Below are 14564 nucleotides of genomic sequence, written 5' to 3' on the forward strand. Positions count from 1 at the left end.
GGGCCGAACGTCCTGCACTGTTCACCGACGGGTGTCGTCGATGGGCCAGAGCGCGCCCCGGGACCGTGCGGCGCGGAGCTGCGAGGAGCTCGTGGCGTCTTTCGACACCACGGTCAGGAAGGCGGCCAGCAGGTCGTGCCCGTGGCTGGTCAGAATCGACTCGGGGTGCCACTGCACGCCCTCGACCGGATGGGACGCGTGCCGCAGGCCCATCACGACGCCCGACGCGGTGCGACTCGTGACGACGAGCTCCGCCGGCAGGCTGGCCTCCTCGGCCACCAGCGAGTGGTAGCGGGCGACGACGAGGGGCGCGGGCAGCCCGGCGTGCAGGCCGAGCCCGTCGTGGTGGACGAGCGACGGCTTGCCGTGCACCACCTGCGCCGCACGCACCACTCGCGCGCCATAGGCCTCGGCGATCGCCTGGTGGCCGAGGCAGACCCCGAGCAGCGGCGTGGTGGGACCGAGGCGACGGACGACGTCGACGCTGATGCCCGCGTCGGCGGGCGCGCCCGGCCCCGGCGACAGGACCACGTGCGTCAGCTCGCCCGCCGACCGCGCGGCGACGAGCTGCTCGACGTCGACCTCGTCGTTGCGGACGACGTCGGCCCGGGCGCCGAGCTCGCGCACGTACTGCACGAGGTTGAAGACGAACGAGTCGTAGTTGTCGACGAACAGCACCCTCGCCGCGCCCGCCCCCTCCCGCTGAGCGTGACGTTTCCGGGCTGGAACCTGCGTTCTCACCCCGGAAACGTCACGGTCAGGGGGGTGGGGGGTGGCCAGTTCCGAGGTGAGGAGGGTGGTGAGGGGGCCGGGGGCGGGCCACGCGCCGACGTCCGCGACCTCGTGCACCGGCACCACTCCGCGCAGGGCGTTGGTGACGAAGACCTCCGACGCCGCCGCGAGGTCGGAGCGCGTGAGCCGACGCTGACGCAGCGGCAGGCCGGCGCGCAGGAGGGCGTCGACCACCCGGGCGCGCTGGGTGCCCGGCAGCACCCTGCCGTCGAGCGCGGGCGTGTGCACGCCGTCGTCGAGCACGCAGAACACCGAGGTGCGACCGCCCTCCAGCACCGAGCCGTCGACGTCGACGAGCAGCAGCTCGTCCGCCCCCGCCGGGGGTTCCAGCGGACCGCGGTCGACCCACTTGTGGCTGCCCCAGCCGCCCGGGACCTCGCGCGGCACGAGCCGCCACGAGGCGGGGGCGGGCGCGAGCGGGGCGTCGACGAGGCGAACCCGCACCGGCACGGGGTGGTCGTCCCTGTCGCGCAGCGGCTCGAGGGGCACCGCCTCGACCCGCACCCGATGCCGGCCCGGCGGCAGGCTCGCCGCGCGCCGGGCCACCGCGTCGTCGAGCCCCTCCCGGACGCTGCTGCCGTAGACGGCGCGGACGCTGGCGTCGAGCCGGGCCAGGTGCGACGCGACGTCGACGGCCCTCCCGTCCTCCACGAGCAGGGTGGTGAACACCCCGCGCGTGACGTCCGCGGACCAGTCCCGCGCGGACCTCGGCGCGGACGGGGCCGCAGGCGGCGGGAGCGGCACGTCGTCGACGAGGCTGCACCCGACCGCCTCGACCACCGGGCGCGCCTTCACGAACACCTCGGCCAGCTCCGCGTGCGGATCGGAGTCGGCGACGATCCCACCGCCCACGCCGAGCCACGCCCGCCCCTGGGCCATCTCCAGCGTGCGGATGACGACGTTCGCCTCGAGACCGGCGAGCGGGCTGACGTGGCCGATCGCCCCGGTGTACGCCTCCCGCCCGGTGGCCTCGAGCGCCGCGGCGACCTCCATCGCCCGCACCTTCGGCGCACCCGTGACCGACCCCGGCGGGAACGTCGCCCGCCACAGGTCGGCGTCGTCGACGTCCGGCGCGAGGCGGCCCACGACGTCGGACACCAGCTGCCACACGGCGTGCCGCTCGGGCCGGACGAGGGCGGGGACGCGCACGCTGCCCGGCGCGCACACGCGACCGAGGTCGTTGCGCATCAGGTCGACGATCATGACGTTCTCGGCGCGGTCCTTCGCCGAGGCCACCAGCGTCGCGGCCGCGGCGGCGTCGTCCCGCGGTCCGGCTCCGAGCGGCGCCGTGCCCTTGATCGGCGACGTCAGCACCTCGTGCCCCGTGCGGCGCAGGAACAGCTCCGGGGAGAACGACGCGACGCCCTCGCCGCTGCCCGCCGGGCCGCCCACGAACGCGCCGTAGGCCGGCCGCAGGTGCTGCGCGCCCGCGCAGAAGACGTCGACCGGGTGCCCCCGCACCTCGCCCTCCAGACGCGCACAGAGATTGACCTGGAAGAGGTCACCGGCGTGCACGTGCGCCACCGCCCGCGCGACCGCTGCCGCGTGCTCGTCGGGTGACGGCAGCAGCCGCAGCGGCCCGACGTGGTGCGCGACCGGCTCCGGCGCGGGACCCTCGAGCATCGCCAGCACGGGCGCGACGTCGACGTCGCCCAGCCACTCCAGCCACCACGTGCCCCGGCTGCGTCGCAGCACCCACGCGTAGAACGCCAGCCGGGCGTCGGGCTGCTCGACGGGACGGGTGCGCGCGGGCGGCACCCGCTCCAGCCGGCCGCCCAGCCGGTACCCCCACAGACCGATCCAGCCCCCGCCGAAGCCGGCACCGGGTCCGTCGGCGTCCGGTGCCACCACCGGAAGCGGCAGGTCGAACGGGTCGTCCACCTCGGGATCGAGCACCCGCACGGGGTCGCAGGCCACCAGCGCGTCGCCCTGGTGCCACGCGCCGACCAGCGCCACCGGACGGTCGCGGTCACGGAAGCGTCGCAGCACCTCCAGCGGACCCTCGGCGAGCTCAAGACGCCGTCGGTGCGCCACCACGGCCACGGCCCCGGCTCCGCCATCCGCCGCCCGGGGCCCGGCACCCCCGGCTCCGCCGTCCGCCGCCCGGGGCCCGGCACCCCCGCCGGGATCAGCCGTGGTCGATCTCATCGATCACCCGCGCACCCAGCTCGCGCGAGAGGAGCTGCTCGGGGTCGGCGCCCTGGTCGACGACCGGGTCGTCGGGGTGCGCCGCGAGGTCGGGGTCCTCCGGCGGTGCTACCGAGCCCGGCTCGCGCATGGCCTGGCGGACCGCCTCGGGCGCACCGACACCACGACCCTGGCCGGACGGCGCCGGAGCAGCCGGCTGGGCGGCCGGCGCCGACGGCTGCGGCGCGCTGGCCGCACGCGGGTCGACCGACGGGTCGACGATCGCCTCGATCCGCCACTGCACGCCGATGACCTGCTGCAACGCCTGCTGCACGTACTCGGCCGAGCCGCTCGCGACGAACGAGTCGCGGGCGCCGGCGTTGACCAGCGCGATGGTCAACGTCTGGCCGTCGAGCGCCTGCACCTGCGCGTTCTGGCTGAGCATGATCCAGGTGAACCGGCGCAGCCCCTTGATGACCTCGAGCACCTCCGGCCAGAGCCGACGCACGTCGGCCACGCCCATGCCCCCGGCCGCAGGCGTCGGCGGCGCAACCTGCTGCGCCGGCTCCTGACGGGCCGGCTGCTCGGGCGGCTGCGGTGCCGACTCCTGCGCCGCCCGGCGGGCCGGCTCCTGCGCCCGGGCGGCCTGGCGCTGCTCGGGCGCCGGTTGCTGGGCAGCCGGCTGGGCAGCCGGCTGGGCAGGCGTCGCCGGCTGGGGGGACGCGGACCGCTCGACCGGCTCCTCCACCTCCCACGGCGGCAGGTCCGGCGGCTCGGGGACGTCGTCGGGCTCCGGGGCGGACGCCGACGGGGCCGCCCCCGCCTGCCGCAGGGCCGCCTCCCGCGGGCTCGACGACTGCGAGGCAGGCGGCTGGGGCGCGGACGACTGCGCTGCGGGGGCCGCCGGGGCCGCCGCCTCGACGCTGGGCGCCGGTGCGGGCCGGGTGCCGACCGGCACCTGGTCGGCCGGCACCCCGCCCATGGAGAGCCGCTTCTCGAGCCGGTCGACGCGGGCGACCACACCGGACGCGTCGGAGGCCGGCACCAGGATGCGCGCGCACATCAGCTCCAGCAGCAGACGCGGGGCCGTGGCGCCACGGAACTCCGTGAGCGCCGCGTTGACGATGTCGGCCATGCGCGTCAGGTCGGCCGGACCGAACGACGTGGCCTGGCCCTGCAGCCGCTCGGCCCGGTCGCCCGGCACGTCGAGCAGACCGGTCGCGAGCGCGTCGGGCACGGCCCGCAGCACGACCAGGTCGCGCAGCCGCTGCAGCAGGTCCTCGGCGAAGCGGCGCGGGTCCTGACCCGACTCGATGATCTTGTCGACGACGCCGAACACCGTGGCACCGTCGGACGCGCCGAACGCCGCGACCGCCTCGTCGAGCAGCGAGTCAGGCGTGTAGCCCAGCAGCTGGACGGCGAGGTCGTAGGTGACGCCCTCGGGCCCCGCGCCGCCGAGCAGCTGGTCGAGGACGCTGAGGGTGTCGCGCACCGACCCGGCGCCCGCACGGACCACGAGCGGGAGCGCGGCGGGCTCGAGGCGCACGCCCTCGGCCTCGCACAGCTGGTTCAGGTAGTCGCCGAGCGCCTTCGGCGGCACGAGCCGGAACGGGTAGTGGTGCGTGCGGGACCGGATGGTGCCGATCACCTTGTCGGGCTCGGTGGTCGCGAAGATGAACTTCAGGTGCGGTGGCGGCTCCTCGACGAGCTTGAGCAGCGCGTTGAAGCCCTGCGGGCTCACCATGTGCGCCTCGTCGATGATGTAGACCTTGTAGCGGCTGCTGATGGGCGCGAAGAACGCGCGCTCGCGCAGGTCGCGGGCGTCGTCGACACCACCGTGGCTCGCGGCGTCGATCTCGATGACGTCGACGCTGCCCGGTCCGCCGCGGGCGAGGTCGCGGCAGCTCTGGCACTCCCCGCACGGGTCGGCCACCGGCGCCTGCTCGCAGTTCAGCGCGCGGGCCAGGATGCGTGCGCTGGTCGTCTTGCCGCAGCCGCGCGGGCCGGAGAACAGGTAGGCGTGGTTGACCCGGTTCGCGGCCAGCGCGTGCCGGAGCGGGTCGGTGACGTGCTCCTGCCCGATCACCTCGGCGAACGTCTCGGGACGGTACCGGCGGTAGAGGGCGAGAGGGGCATCCACGGCCCCGAGCCTAGCCGCGCCGCCCGACACGGGTCACGGCGTGCGGTCAGCCGCCGGAGCCGAACGCCTCGTGCAGCGCGACGGCCTGCTCGTACGCGTCGTCGACCTTCGCCAGCAGGGCGCTCGCCGACGTCGTCCGCAGCAGGCCGAGACGGTCGTACGGCCCCATCGGGCAGCCGTCGGCGAGGTGCCAGCAGGCGGCCTCGAGGTCGTGCGGCGGCGGCTCGGGCGGCATCGCCCCGAGTCGCACCGCGGCGGCCGTCGCGCGCTCGTGCACCTCGGCGACCGCGACCAGGTCGACGTCGAGCTCCAGCGGCGGAAGCTCACGCACCTTGGCCCGCGGGTACGGGTCCTCAGGCAGCCAGCCCTCGACCTCGATGCGTCGCTCGCCCACGGCCACCAGGCCCATCTCCTGCTGCCGCGGCTCGACCTGGACGACGCGTCCGACCGTCGCCGTCGAGAACCGCGAGTCGCCACCGCCCGTCTCCACGCCCCGCTCGATCAGCACGAACCCGATCTCGGGCTCGTCGTCGGCGAGGACGTCGGCGAGCAGGGCCAGGTAGCGCGGCTCGAACAGCCGCAGGGGCAGCAGGCCTCCCGGCAGCAGGACGGTCCCGAGCGGGAACATCGGCATGGCGGTCACGGTCCAGGTGTACCCCACCGCGCCGACCTGTGCCGGTCAGACCAGCGAGGTCGTGCGCAACCAGGTGTCGACGGCCCGGTAGGCGGCCTCGCGCGGCTCCTCGAGCGACAGGAACACGTCGTGCCGGGCGTCCGGGATCGGCAGCGACGTGACCGCGTCGCCGAGGCAGCCGGCCCAGCGGGCGATCTGCTTGACGTCGAGCACCGCGTCGGCGCGGTCGACCTCCTCGGACCAGGACCGCGCGAAGCGGCTCTTGTCCGAGCGCAGGACCAGCGAGGGGACGCCGACGTCGAGCCCGCGGTGCAGACGCGCCTGACCGGCCCGCACGGCCCCGAGCCAGCCGAAGGTGACCTCGAACCCGTTGAGCGGCTTCAGCGCGACGTCGTAGTCCCACTCGCCGTGGGCGCCGACGTGCAGGCTGCTGCCGTAGGCGTCGGTGAACGGCAGCTTCATGACGTCGAACGGCTTCACGCGGCCGATCCCGCGGATCACCAGCGTGCCGACCTCGCGCATCCAGGGCTTGCCCTGCAGGTCGAACCAGGGGCTGTTCAGCACGAGGCCGCTGATACCGGCCCCCTTCGTGCCGCCCGGGCGCCGGTTCAGGCGGTCCAGCCACAGCGGGAGCACCAGGCCGCCGGTCGAGTGCGCCGACAGCAGCACGGGCCCGTCGGGCACCTCCTCGCGCACCGTGGCCAGCGCCCGGTCGAGCTCGGCGTCGTAGTGCGCCAGGTCGGTCACGTGGTGGGCCGTCTGCCCCTCGCGCCGCGACCGGCCGCACTTGCGCAGGTCGAGCGCGTAGAAGGCGAACCCGCGCTCGGCGAAGAAGTCGGCCATCGCGGTCTGGAAGAAGTAGTCGCTGAAGCCGTGCACGTACAGGACGGCGCGCCGCGCCGGCTCCGTCCCGGTCCAGGTGCGTCGCACGAGCGTGGCGAAGACCTCGCCCTGCCCGTCCGGGTCGTCACCCAGCGCGTACGTGAGCTGCTCGTAGCCGTCGCCCAGGACGTCGGGCCGCCAGTCGGTCATCGTGCCTCCTCGTGCTCCCCCGGCATCTCGCCGAGGAGAGCCTAGGACACGCGCGCACGTCGCGCGGGCCGACGAGCACCGACCCGTACGGCGGACCGGGCGGCGAGGGACCCGTGGGAGGGCCGACGTCCCGGGGCGGCGCGGCCCGGCACCCGCGCTGCGCAAGCCGGACGCCGGGACCGCGTCACCCACCTGGCTCGTACCCGCTCGTCGGGGTCCGAACCGTCCCCGACCTGCGGACGTGTCGCCGGCCCGTACCCGGGGTACGTGCGGGGCATGAGGATCCCCACGCCGTGCGGCCCGGTGAGCCAGGCCGTGCACGACCACCTGGACTCCGGCGCTCCGCTCCCCGACCTGCCCGCTGCGCCGGAGCCGACGTCGCGTGACCACGCGCTCGCGCTGTGGATGCTGCACGAGCTGGCGTACCGCGGTTTCGACGGCGTCGACCCCGACCTGGAGTGGTCGCCGGACGTCCTGCGGCTGCGCAACCGGCTCAACCGCGACCTGGAGGCGTGGCTGCGCCAGGCGTTCGCGACCTCGACCCTGCCGCGCACCGTCACGGGCCTGGTCGACGCCGACGGCGACCTCCCTGGCGTGGCGCGGTTCGTCCGCGAGCGGGCGACGGCCGACGACGTGCGCCGCATCCTCGTGCAGCGCAGCGTCTACCACCTGAAGGAGGCCGACCCGCAGTGCTTCGTCCTGCCGCGGCTCGAGCCGGCCGCCAAGGCGGCGCTCACCGAGCTGCAGTACGACGAGCTGGGCGACGGCGACCCTGCCCGCGTGCACCAGCACCTCTTCGCGGAGGCGATGGCGGCCGCCGGGCTCGACCCGACGTACGGCGCCTACGTGGACGAGGCCGACGAGGAGACGCTGACGCTGAACAACGCGATCTCCCTGCTGTGCCTGCACCGGCGGCTGCGGCACGCCGCCGCGGGGCACCTCGCGGCCTTCGAGGCCACGAGCGCCCTGCCCAGCGCCGACATGGTGCGCGGCCTGCAGCGCCTCGGGTTCTCCGAGCCGGTGTGGCGCTACTACGACGAGCACGTGGAGGCCGACGCGGTCCACGAGCACCTGGCCCGGGACATCTGCGACCTCGTGACGGGCGGCGACCCGGAGCTGGAGCGCGAGGTCGTGTTCGGTGCGTTCGTGTGCATCGCCCTGGAGGAGCGCTGCGCCCGACGCCTGGTGCCCGAGCCGGTGCCCGCGTGAGCAGCGGTGGCGGCGGACCGTCCGCCCGCGAGGCGCTGCGCGAGCGCGCCGCGCAGGGTCCGGCGCTCGTGCGCGGCGTCGGCTTCGTCGTCGACGCCGACGGCGAGGCCACCCAGGCACGCCGCCCGGTGGTCGCGCTCTGCCGCTGCGAGGCCTCGGCGCGTCGTCCCTGGTGCGACGGCACCCACAAACGCCTCGTCTGACGACCTCCCCTCGCCACGATTCGGTACGTCATCGCCCTTTCTGACGGTCGGAAAGGGCGATGACGTACCGAATCGTGGGAGGTCACCGTGTGAGGTCAGGGGCGGAAGACGACCTTGACGGTGCCGTCCTGCTTCTTCTGGAACGCGCTGTAGGCGGCGGGCGCGTCCTCCAGCGACGGACGGTGGGTCGCGAAGTCCTCGAGCCCGAGCGGGTCGTCGGAGCGCTCCGCGAGGGGCAGCAGGTCATCGACCCAGCGCTTCACGTTCGCCTGCCCCATGCGGAGGGTCACCTGACGGTCGAACAGCTGCTGCATCGGCATCGGGTCGTGCGTGCCCGTGTAGACGCCCGACAGCGAGACCGTCCCGCCCCGGCGCACGAGCTGGGTCGCGAGGTGCAGCGCCGCCAGCCGGTCGACGCTGGCCGACGTCATGACCTGCTTCGCGAGCCCGTCGGGCAGCAGCCCCGCCGCCTTCTGCAGCGCCGAGGGGCCCGGCGAGCCGTGCGCCTCCATGCCCACGGCGTCCACGACGCCGTCGGCACCGCGTCCCGACGTCGCCTCGAGCACCGCCGCGGCGACGTCGTCGTGCTCCACGTGCAGCACCTCCACCCCGCGGGCGCGGGCCCGCTCGAGGCGCTCGGGGACCAGGTCGACGCCGATCACCCGGACGCCGTGGTGCAGCGCCAGCCGCGAGGCCATGTCGCCGATCGGCCCGAGACCGACCACGACGAGCGTGTCGCCCTCGTGGACGTCGGCGTACCGCACCCCCTGCCACGCCGTCGGCATGACGTCGGAGAGGTAGACGTAACGCTCGTCGGGCAGGTCGGGCCCGACCGTGATCGCGCCGTAGTCGGCGTGCGGGACGCGCAGGTACTCTGCCTGCCCGCCCGGCACGCTGCCGTAGAGCTCGCTGTAGCCGAACAGGGCGGCGCCCATCCCCGACGAGCGGACCTGCGTGGTCTCGCACTGCGTCTGCAGGCCGCGACGGCACATGAAGCAGTCGCCGCAGGAGATCTGGAACGGCACGACGACCCGGTCGCCGACCGAGAGCCGCGAGACCCCCGACCCGACATCGACGACCTCGCCCATGGTCTCGTGGCCGAGCACGTCGCCGGCGTGCATGAACGGGCCCATCACCTCGTAGAGGTGCAGGTCGGAGCCGCAGAGCCCCGTGCTGCTCACCTTCAGCACCACGTCGGTCGGGTCCTCGATGCGGGGGTCCGGCACGTCCATCACCTGCACGTCACGGCGTCCCTGCCACGTCACTGCTCTCACGGGTCCTCCTCGGGTCGGGGTGGGTCACGCGGGACGTACCCGACCACGCGCGTCCGACGCCCCGTCCGGACGCGACGCGGGGCACGCCCGGACGTTGCGTCGAGCCGTGCCGACGGGGTACCACGGAGGCATGCTCGTACCTGGAGGATCCCCGATCGCCCACCACGTCCACACGCACCTGGCGGGGTCGGCCGCCGGCATCGACCTGTTCGGCCGCAGCGCGGCCGGGCTGCTCGACCCGGAGGCGGCCACGCTGGTGCGCGACATCCACCGCGAGCTGCTCGACGAGCGTCGTCGGCTGCGTCGGATGGCCGACGACCTCGGCGTCGGCGAGGCCTACCTCATGACGCTCGCGGCGCGCGCTGGCGAGCGCGCGGCTCGGCTCAAGCCCAACGGCTCGTGGACGGAGCGGACCCCGCTCACCGACCTCGTCGAGCTGGAGGCGATGCGCGTGGCCGTCAACGGCAAGCGCGCGGGGTGGCACGCGCTGCTCGCGGTGGTCGACGTGCACGCGGCACTCGACCGCGAGGAGCTGGAGATGCTGGCCGAGCAGGCCGCGGAGCAGGACAGGCGGTTGGCCGAAGCGCACCACCGGGCGGCCGCGCGGGCGCTCGTGCACTGAGCACCGAGCGCCGCGCGGCAGCCCGCCTGCGGGCCCCGTCAGTCCTCGTCGTCGTCCTCGAGCTCGGAGGCGTCGGGCGACGGCTCCGTGGGGGGCTCGTCGGTGTCGGGCTCGGTGTCGGGCGAGGTGGCCGGGTCGACCGGCGCGTGGTCGTGGGTGCCGGGACCGGACTGGGGCGTGCTGCCGAAGGTGCTCATGCCCCTCACGTACCCGGCCCCGGCACCGTGACGCGTCAGGACCCGCCGCTGGCGGGGTCGTCGCCCTGGCGCTCCTGCGCGTCGTCGCCGAAGGGCTTCTCGTCAGGACGGCGCTCGTGCTGGTCGTCGTCGCCAGGCTCGGCGGTGGACCGCTCGGGATCGTTCCGGTCGGGGTCGTGCTGCGATGCGCTCATGCACGCAGCGTTCCCCGACCGGGGCGCGACATGCGCCTCACCCGTCGACGTCACCCATGCGGTCGCGGACCTCCGCCAGCGCGCGGGAGAGCCGGCGCGACACCTGCATCTGCGAGATGCCCAGCCGCTCGCCGATCTCGCGCTGCGTCAGGTCGTCGACGAACCGCAGCTCGAGCAGCCGACGGTCCTCCTCGGACAGCGACCGCACGGCCGGGACGACGCTCTGCAACCGGTCGACGGCGTCGAGGCCGGGGTCCTCGGCACCCAGGTGCTCGTGCCCCGGCAGCCCGTCGACGGCGGACGGACGGTCGAGCGACTGCGGGGCGAACGCGTCGTGCGCGGCATCGGCTTCGCGCACCTGGGCCCGGCTGACGTGCAGCCGCTCGGCCACCTCGTCGTCGGTCGGCGTGTGCTGCTCCTCCGTGCGCAGGGCATCGCGCGCCGCCGTGACCGCGCTCTGCAGCTCCTGCGTGGAGCGGGTGGGCCGCACGGCCCACGCCTTGTCGCGGAAGTGACGTCGCAGCTCGCCCAGGACGGTGGGCACGGCGTACGCCGCGAACGACCGGCGGGTCGGGTCGAAGCCACGCACCGCCTTGACCAGGCCCAGGTGGGCCACCTGCTCGAGGTCGTCGGACTCCACGCCGCGGTCGCGGTAGCGCCGGGACAGCCGCCGCGCCATGGGCGCGTAGTCGGTGACGACGCCGTTCTGGAGCTTCAGCCGCTCCAGTGGTGAGGCGTGCGCCGCCTCGTCGAGCGTCTCGCAGGTACGGGTGTCGGGATCGGTCGATTCCATCGTGCTGCCTCTCGTCGGGCGAGTGCGGCTGGTGGCTCAACCTCCTCTCCACGGCACCACGGGAACCGCCGGACGTCAACCCTCGTGCGCTCGGAGACCCGTCCAGGCCTCCGGTCCCAGCAGCGCGAGGACGCCTCGGGAGCTGCCCTCGCCGGCCTCCCGGACGGCCAGGACCTCCATGCCGGACGTCTCGCACGTGTGGTCGAGCACCTCGACCTGCTCGACGCTGCCCAGCTGCAGCAGCACACGGCCGTCCGCGGCCAGGTGCCGCGACGCCGTCCGCACGCAGCGTCGGGCGACCTCGAGGCCGTCGATGCCGCCGTCGATCGCCCACACCGGGTCCTCCGGGAACTCCTCGACGCGCTGGCTGGGCACCCACGGCGGGTCGGCCACGACGAGCGCGAACCGTTCGCCCGGGTCGAGCACGGCGTCGAAGCGGCCCTCCCGGACCTCGACCTCCTCCTCGACCTGCGCGGCGTTGAGCCGGGCGAGCGTGCACGCCCGGGGCTCGGCGTCGACCATGACCAGCCGTCGTCCGGTCCCGTGCACGGCTGCGAGGCCGATCTGCCCGGCTCCGGCGCACAGCTCGAGCACGTCGCCGGGCGGCAACGTCTCGAGCAGCTCGGCGGCCCACGTCGACTGGGCGTAGGTCCACGGCCGGGGCTCGAGGACGGTCCCGTCGACCTGGATCTCCAGCGGTCCGAAGGGGACGATCCGGCTGGAGGGTGCCGCCGCCGCGGGGGCGGATGGGTCGGGGGTCGGTGCTGCGGTGTCCACGTCCTGCGCGTACCCCGCGCGCGGCCCGACGAACCACGCCGAGTTGCGGACGACGCGGCACGGGGTGACAGTGGCGATGGTTAAGCAGCAGCCACACCGTCACCCGTCCTGGGGGGACCGACATGGCTGACTGCATCCCGCTCGTGACCGACCATCTCGACCTCGCCGCCCGGCTGGCCCGCGGATACCGCGGCCGCGGCGTCGAGGACGACGACCTGCTCCAGGTCGCTCGCCTCGCCCTCGTGAAGGCCGCCGAACGCTTCGACGCCAGCGTCGGCGCGTTCGCGCCGTTCGCCGCCAGCACCATCCGCGGCGAGATCAAGCGCTACTTCCGCGACGTCGCGTGGAGCGTGCGACCTCCGCGCCGGCTGCAGGACCTGCAGGCCCAGATCGCCCGGGAGACCGCGACCGGGCCGGTCGCGCCCGAGACCCTCGCCACCCGCCTCGGCGTGCCACTCGCCGACGTCCGCGAGGCCATGGCGGCCGGGAGCTGCTTCACCAACGACCGGATCGACGACGAGCAGGGGGCGGGCGCGCTCGACGACGCCGGCTACGCCCGCGTCGAGGCGTGGCTGACCGTCCGCTCGCTCCGAGGCGGGCTGAGCGAGGACGACCGACGTCTGCTCGCGTGGCGGTTCGTCGATGAGCTGCCCCAGCGGGAGATCGCCGCACGGCTCGGCATCAGCCAGATGCAGGTCTCGCGCCGCCTGTCGAACCTGCTGACGCGGCTGCGCCGCGAGGTGGGCGACGTCGCGGCCTGAGATCCCGACCCGCGCACTCGTCCTGCGGGGCGAGCCTCCCGGGTACAGCCTGGCTGCAGGACGTCCCCAGGTTGAGCCGACAGCCAGGGGGCGTCCGCATGCCGCGGGCACCGACGGGTACGTGAGGGGTGAGACCGCAGGAGGCCCCGATGAGCGACCACCGCCGATCCCACCGACCGCAGGACCCCGTCCGCCGGGGCGACGCGTTCCGACCCGGGGCGCTGCGTGCCGCGATCGTCGACGCCTGGTCGCGTGCCCGCCGACACGGGCGTCGGGTCAGGCGCCCGCGCGAGTCGTGAGCAGCTGGTCGACCGGCGCGTAGTCGTCGGTGAGCACCGGCGCGTCGCCGACCCAGCGGTCCAGCGTCGCGCCGGAGAGCACCGTCCACCCGACCTGACGACGCTCGAGCCGGGAGCGCAGGGCCGCGACGTCCAGCGGACGGTCCGAGGCGACCATCACCAGGTTGCCGCCCTGGACCTCGTCCGCGGGGGCCGCTCCCGCCGACGTCGGCGCGGGCGCACCGAGCACCGCCACGTGCGACCAGCGCTCCTGGAGCGTCCGCGCCTCGGCACGGGCGAGCCGCAGCCGACCGTGGTCGATCAGGTTGAGCACGTACACGCCGTCGCCGTCGAGGGCCCGGTGCACCTCGTCGAGCATCTCGAGCGTGGTCAGGTGCCACGGCACGCTGACCCCGCCGAACGCGTCGCCGACGACGAGGTCGAGGCTGCCCGCGTCGACGTCGCGCATGCCGAGCCGACCGTCCTCGACCCGCACCTGCAGGGCCGGGCCGGTCCTCAGGCCGAGGTCGTCGCGGTCGAGCTGCACCACGCCGCCGTCGATCTCGGAGACGACGCTCGTGCTGCCGGGACGGGTGGCGGCCAGCCAGCGCGGCATGGTCACCCCGCCCGCACCCAGGTGGTGGGCCCGCAGCGGACCGTCGCCCGGGAACATCGCGTCGATGGCTGCCGCGTAGGCACGGGTGTAGGAGAACTCGAGGTAGGTGGGGTCGTCGAGGTCGACGAAGGAGTGGCGCAGGCCGTCGAGCACGAGCAGCCGACCGCCGCTCGTCCCGCCCGCGGCCTCGACGGTCGCGCAGTGGTACGTGGTCTCGACCTCGCAGCCGCTCGGCACGAGGCCGGCGGTGCCGCCGGCCAGCAGGGCGCCACCGATGGCGAGCAGCCCGACCGCCGGGCCACGCCGACGCAGCTCGAACGCCGCGGCGGCGACGCCCAGGAGCACGCCCAGCCCGACGAGGATGGCGCTGACGCGCACGTGGGAGATGAGCACGAACCCGGTGAGGACGGTGCCGACGATCGCGCCGACGGTGCCGATGCCGGAGAGGCGGCCGACGACGGTGCCCGTCTCGTCGAGGTCGTGCAGGAGCAGCTTCGTGACCATCGGCGTGACCGCCGACAGCAGCGCCCCCGGCACGACGATCGTCGCAGCCGCGACCAGGAACAGCAGCGCCGACGACCCGGGCTCGGCAGCGGCACGCACGGCAAAGGGCGTCAGCGCCACGACGACGCCCGACACACCGAGGAGCGGGGCGACCGCGCGACGGGGGTCGATACGGTCCGCGGCACGACCGCCGGCCCAGGAGCCCGCGGCGATGGCCGCGAGCGCCAGGCCGATGACGGTCGTCGACGTCTCCAGCGTGAGGCCCAGGTAGGGGGCGAGCAGCCGCAGCGCGACGATCTCGACCACGAGGACCGCGGCGGAGGAGCCGAAGACCAGCGCTCCGGCCGTCAGGTCGCCGAGGCCCGGGGGCCCCGGGTCGGGCGCGGACGGGTCCGGGGCGGCGTCGCTCAT

The 14564-nt window shown here is 74.9% G+C and carries 14 protein-coding genes; 4 read left to right on the top strand and 10 right to left on the bottom strand.

Annotated elements, in window-relative coordinates:
- Nucleotides 1–21 precede the first annotated feature (21 nt).
- The 4 genes from AC3WRM_RS14550 to AC3WRM_RS14565 all read right to left on the bottom strand — a co-directional run bounded on the left by AC3WRM_RS14550 (nucleotide 22) and on the right by AC3WRM_RS14565 (nucleotide 6725).
- A complete protein-coding gene (locus tag AC3WRM_RS14550) occupies nucleotides 22–2835 on the bottom strand; it encodes a chorismate-binding protein (protein WP_492249247.1) in 2814 nt (937 codons plus the stop codon).
- A gap of 85 nt (nucleotides 2836–2920) precedes the next feature.
- Nucleotides 2921–5059 (bottom strand): DNA polymerase III subunit gamma and tau, encoded by a 2139-nt coding sequence (locus AC3WRM_RS14555; protein ID WP_492249246.1) that lies wholly within the window; start codon nucleotides 5057–5059, stop codon nucleotides 2921–2923.
- Nucleotides 5060–5105: 46 nt separating this feature from the next.
- Nucleotides 5106–5693, bottom strand: coding sequence for an LON peptidase substrate-binding domain-containing protein (locus AC3WRM_RS14560; RefSeq protein ID WP_492249284.1), 588 nt, complete (start codon nucleotides 5691–5693; stop codon nucleotides 5106–5108).
- A gap of 45 nt (nucleotides 5694–5738) precedes the next feature.
- Nucleotides 5739–6725 carry an alpha/beta hydrolase gene (locus AC3WRM_RS14565; protein ID WP_492249245.1) on the bottom strand — a complete coding sequence of 329 codons (987 nt, stop codon included), beginning with the start codon at nucleotides 6723–6725 and terminating at the stop codon, nucleotides 5739–5741.
- Between the two features lie 276 nt (nucleotides 6726–7001).
- Between AC3WRM_RS14565 and AC3WRM_RS14570 the strand changes: the two genes are divergently transcribed.
- Both AC3WRM_RS14570 and AC3WRM_RS14575 read left to right on the top strand, forming a co-directional pair.
- On the top strand, nucleotides 7002–7934 hold the full coding sequence (locus AC3WRM_RS14570) for an iron-containing redox enzyme family protein (protein ID WP_492249244.1): 933 nt from the start codon (nucleotides 7002–7004) through the stop codon (nucleotides 7932–7934).
- Nucleotides 7931–8137 (top strand): CDGSH iron-sulfur domain-containing protein, encoded by a 207-nt coding sequence (locus AC3WRM_RS14575; RefSeq protein WP_492249243.1) that lies wholly within the window; start codon nucleotides 7931–7933, stop codon nucleotides 8135–8137. The genes AC3WRM_RS14570 and AC3WRM_RS14575 overlap by 4 nt, the downstream gene beginning before the upstream one ends.
- Before the next feature lie 95 nt (nucleotides 8138–8232).
- On the opposite strand, the gene AC3WRM_RS14580 is transcribed toward AC3WRM_RS14575, so the two are convergent.
- Entirely contained in the window at nucleotides 8233–9411 is a 1179-nt protein-coding gene (locus tag AC3WRM_RS14580) for an alcohol dehydrogenase catalytic domain-containing protein (protein WP_492249242.1), read from the bottom strand.
- Between the two features lie 130 nt (nucleotides 9412–9541).
- Here AC3WRM_RS14580 and AC3WRM_RS14585 point away from each other — a divergent pair, with 130 nt between their 5' ends.
- Nucleotides 9542–10033, top strand: coding sequence for a hypothetical protein (locus AC3WRM_RS14585; protein WP_492249241.1), 492 nt, complete (start codon nucleotides 9542–9544; stop codon nucleotides 10031–10033).
- A 38-nt stretch (nucleotides 10034–10071) separates the two neighbouring features.
- Here the strand turns inward: AC3WRM_RS14585 and AC3WRM_RS14590 are convergent, their stop codons facing one another.
- From AC3WRM_RS14590 to AC3WRM_RS14605, 4 genes are all read right to left on the bottom strand, one after another.
- Nucleotides 10072–10230, bottom strand: coding sequence for a hypothetical protein (locus tag AC3WRM_RS14590; RefSeq protein ID WP_492249240.1), 159 nt, complete (start codon nucleotides 10228–10230; stop codon nucleotides 10072–10074).
- Nucleotides 10231–10265: 35 nt separating this feature from the next.
- The gene (locus AC3WRM_RS14595) at nucleotides 10266–10424 is read right to left on the bottom strand and encodes a hypothetical protein (protein ID WP_492249239.1); all 159 of its coding nucleotides are present in this window, start codon (nucleotides 10422–10424) and stop codon (nucleotides 10266–10268) included.
- Between the two features lie 37 nt (nucleotides 10425–10461).
- Complete coding sequence (locus AC3WRM_RS14600) at nucleotides 10462–11217, bottom strand: sigma-70 family RNA polymerase sigma factor (protein WP_492249238.1); 756 nt, start codon at nucleotides 11215–11217, stop codon at nucleotides 10462–10464.
- A 75-nt stretch (nucleotides 11218–11292) separates the two neighbouring features.
- A complete protein-coding gene (locus tag AC3WRM_RS14605) occupies nucleotides 11293–11994 on the bottom strand; it encodes a methyltransferase (RefSeq protein ID WP_492249237.1) in 702 nt (233 codons plus the stop codon).
- Between the two features lie 122 nt (nucleotides 11995–12116).
- Here AC3WRM_RS14605 and AC3WRM_RS14610 point away from each other — a divergent pair, with 122 nt between their 5' ends.
- The gene (locus tag AC3WRM_RS14610; RefSeq protein WP_492249236.1) at nucleotides 12117–12755 is read left to right on the top strand and encodes a sigma-70 family RNA polymerase sigma factor; all 639 of its coding nucleotides are present in this window, start codon (nucleotides 12117–12119) and stop codon (nucleotides 12753–12755) included.
- Nucleotides 12756–13031: 276 nt separating this feature from the next.
- Here the strand turns inward: AC3WRM_RS14610 and AC3WRM_RS14615 are convergent, their stop codons facing one another.
- A complete protein-coding gene (locus AC3WRM_RS14615) occupies nucleotides 13032–14564 on the bottom strand; it encodes a fused MFS/spermidine synthase (RefSeq protein ID WP_492249235.1) in 1533 nt (510 codons plus the stop codon).

It is taken from the genome of Aeromicrobium sp. EU05-FHT14F07 (genome assembly GCF_058790455.1).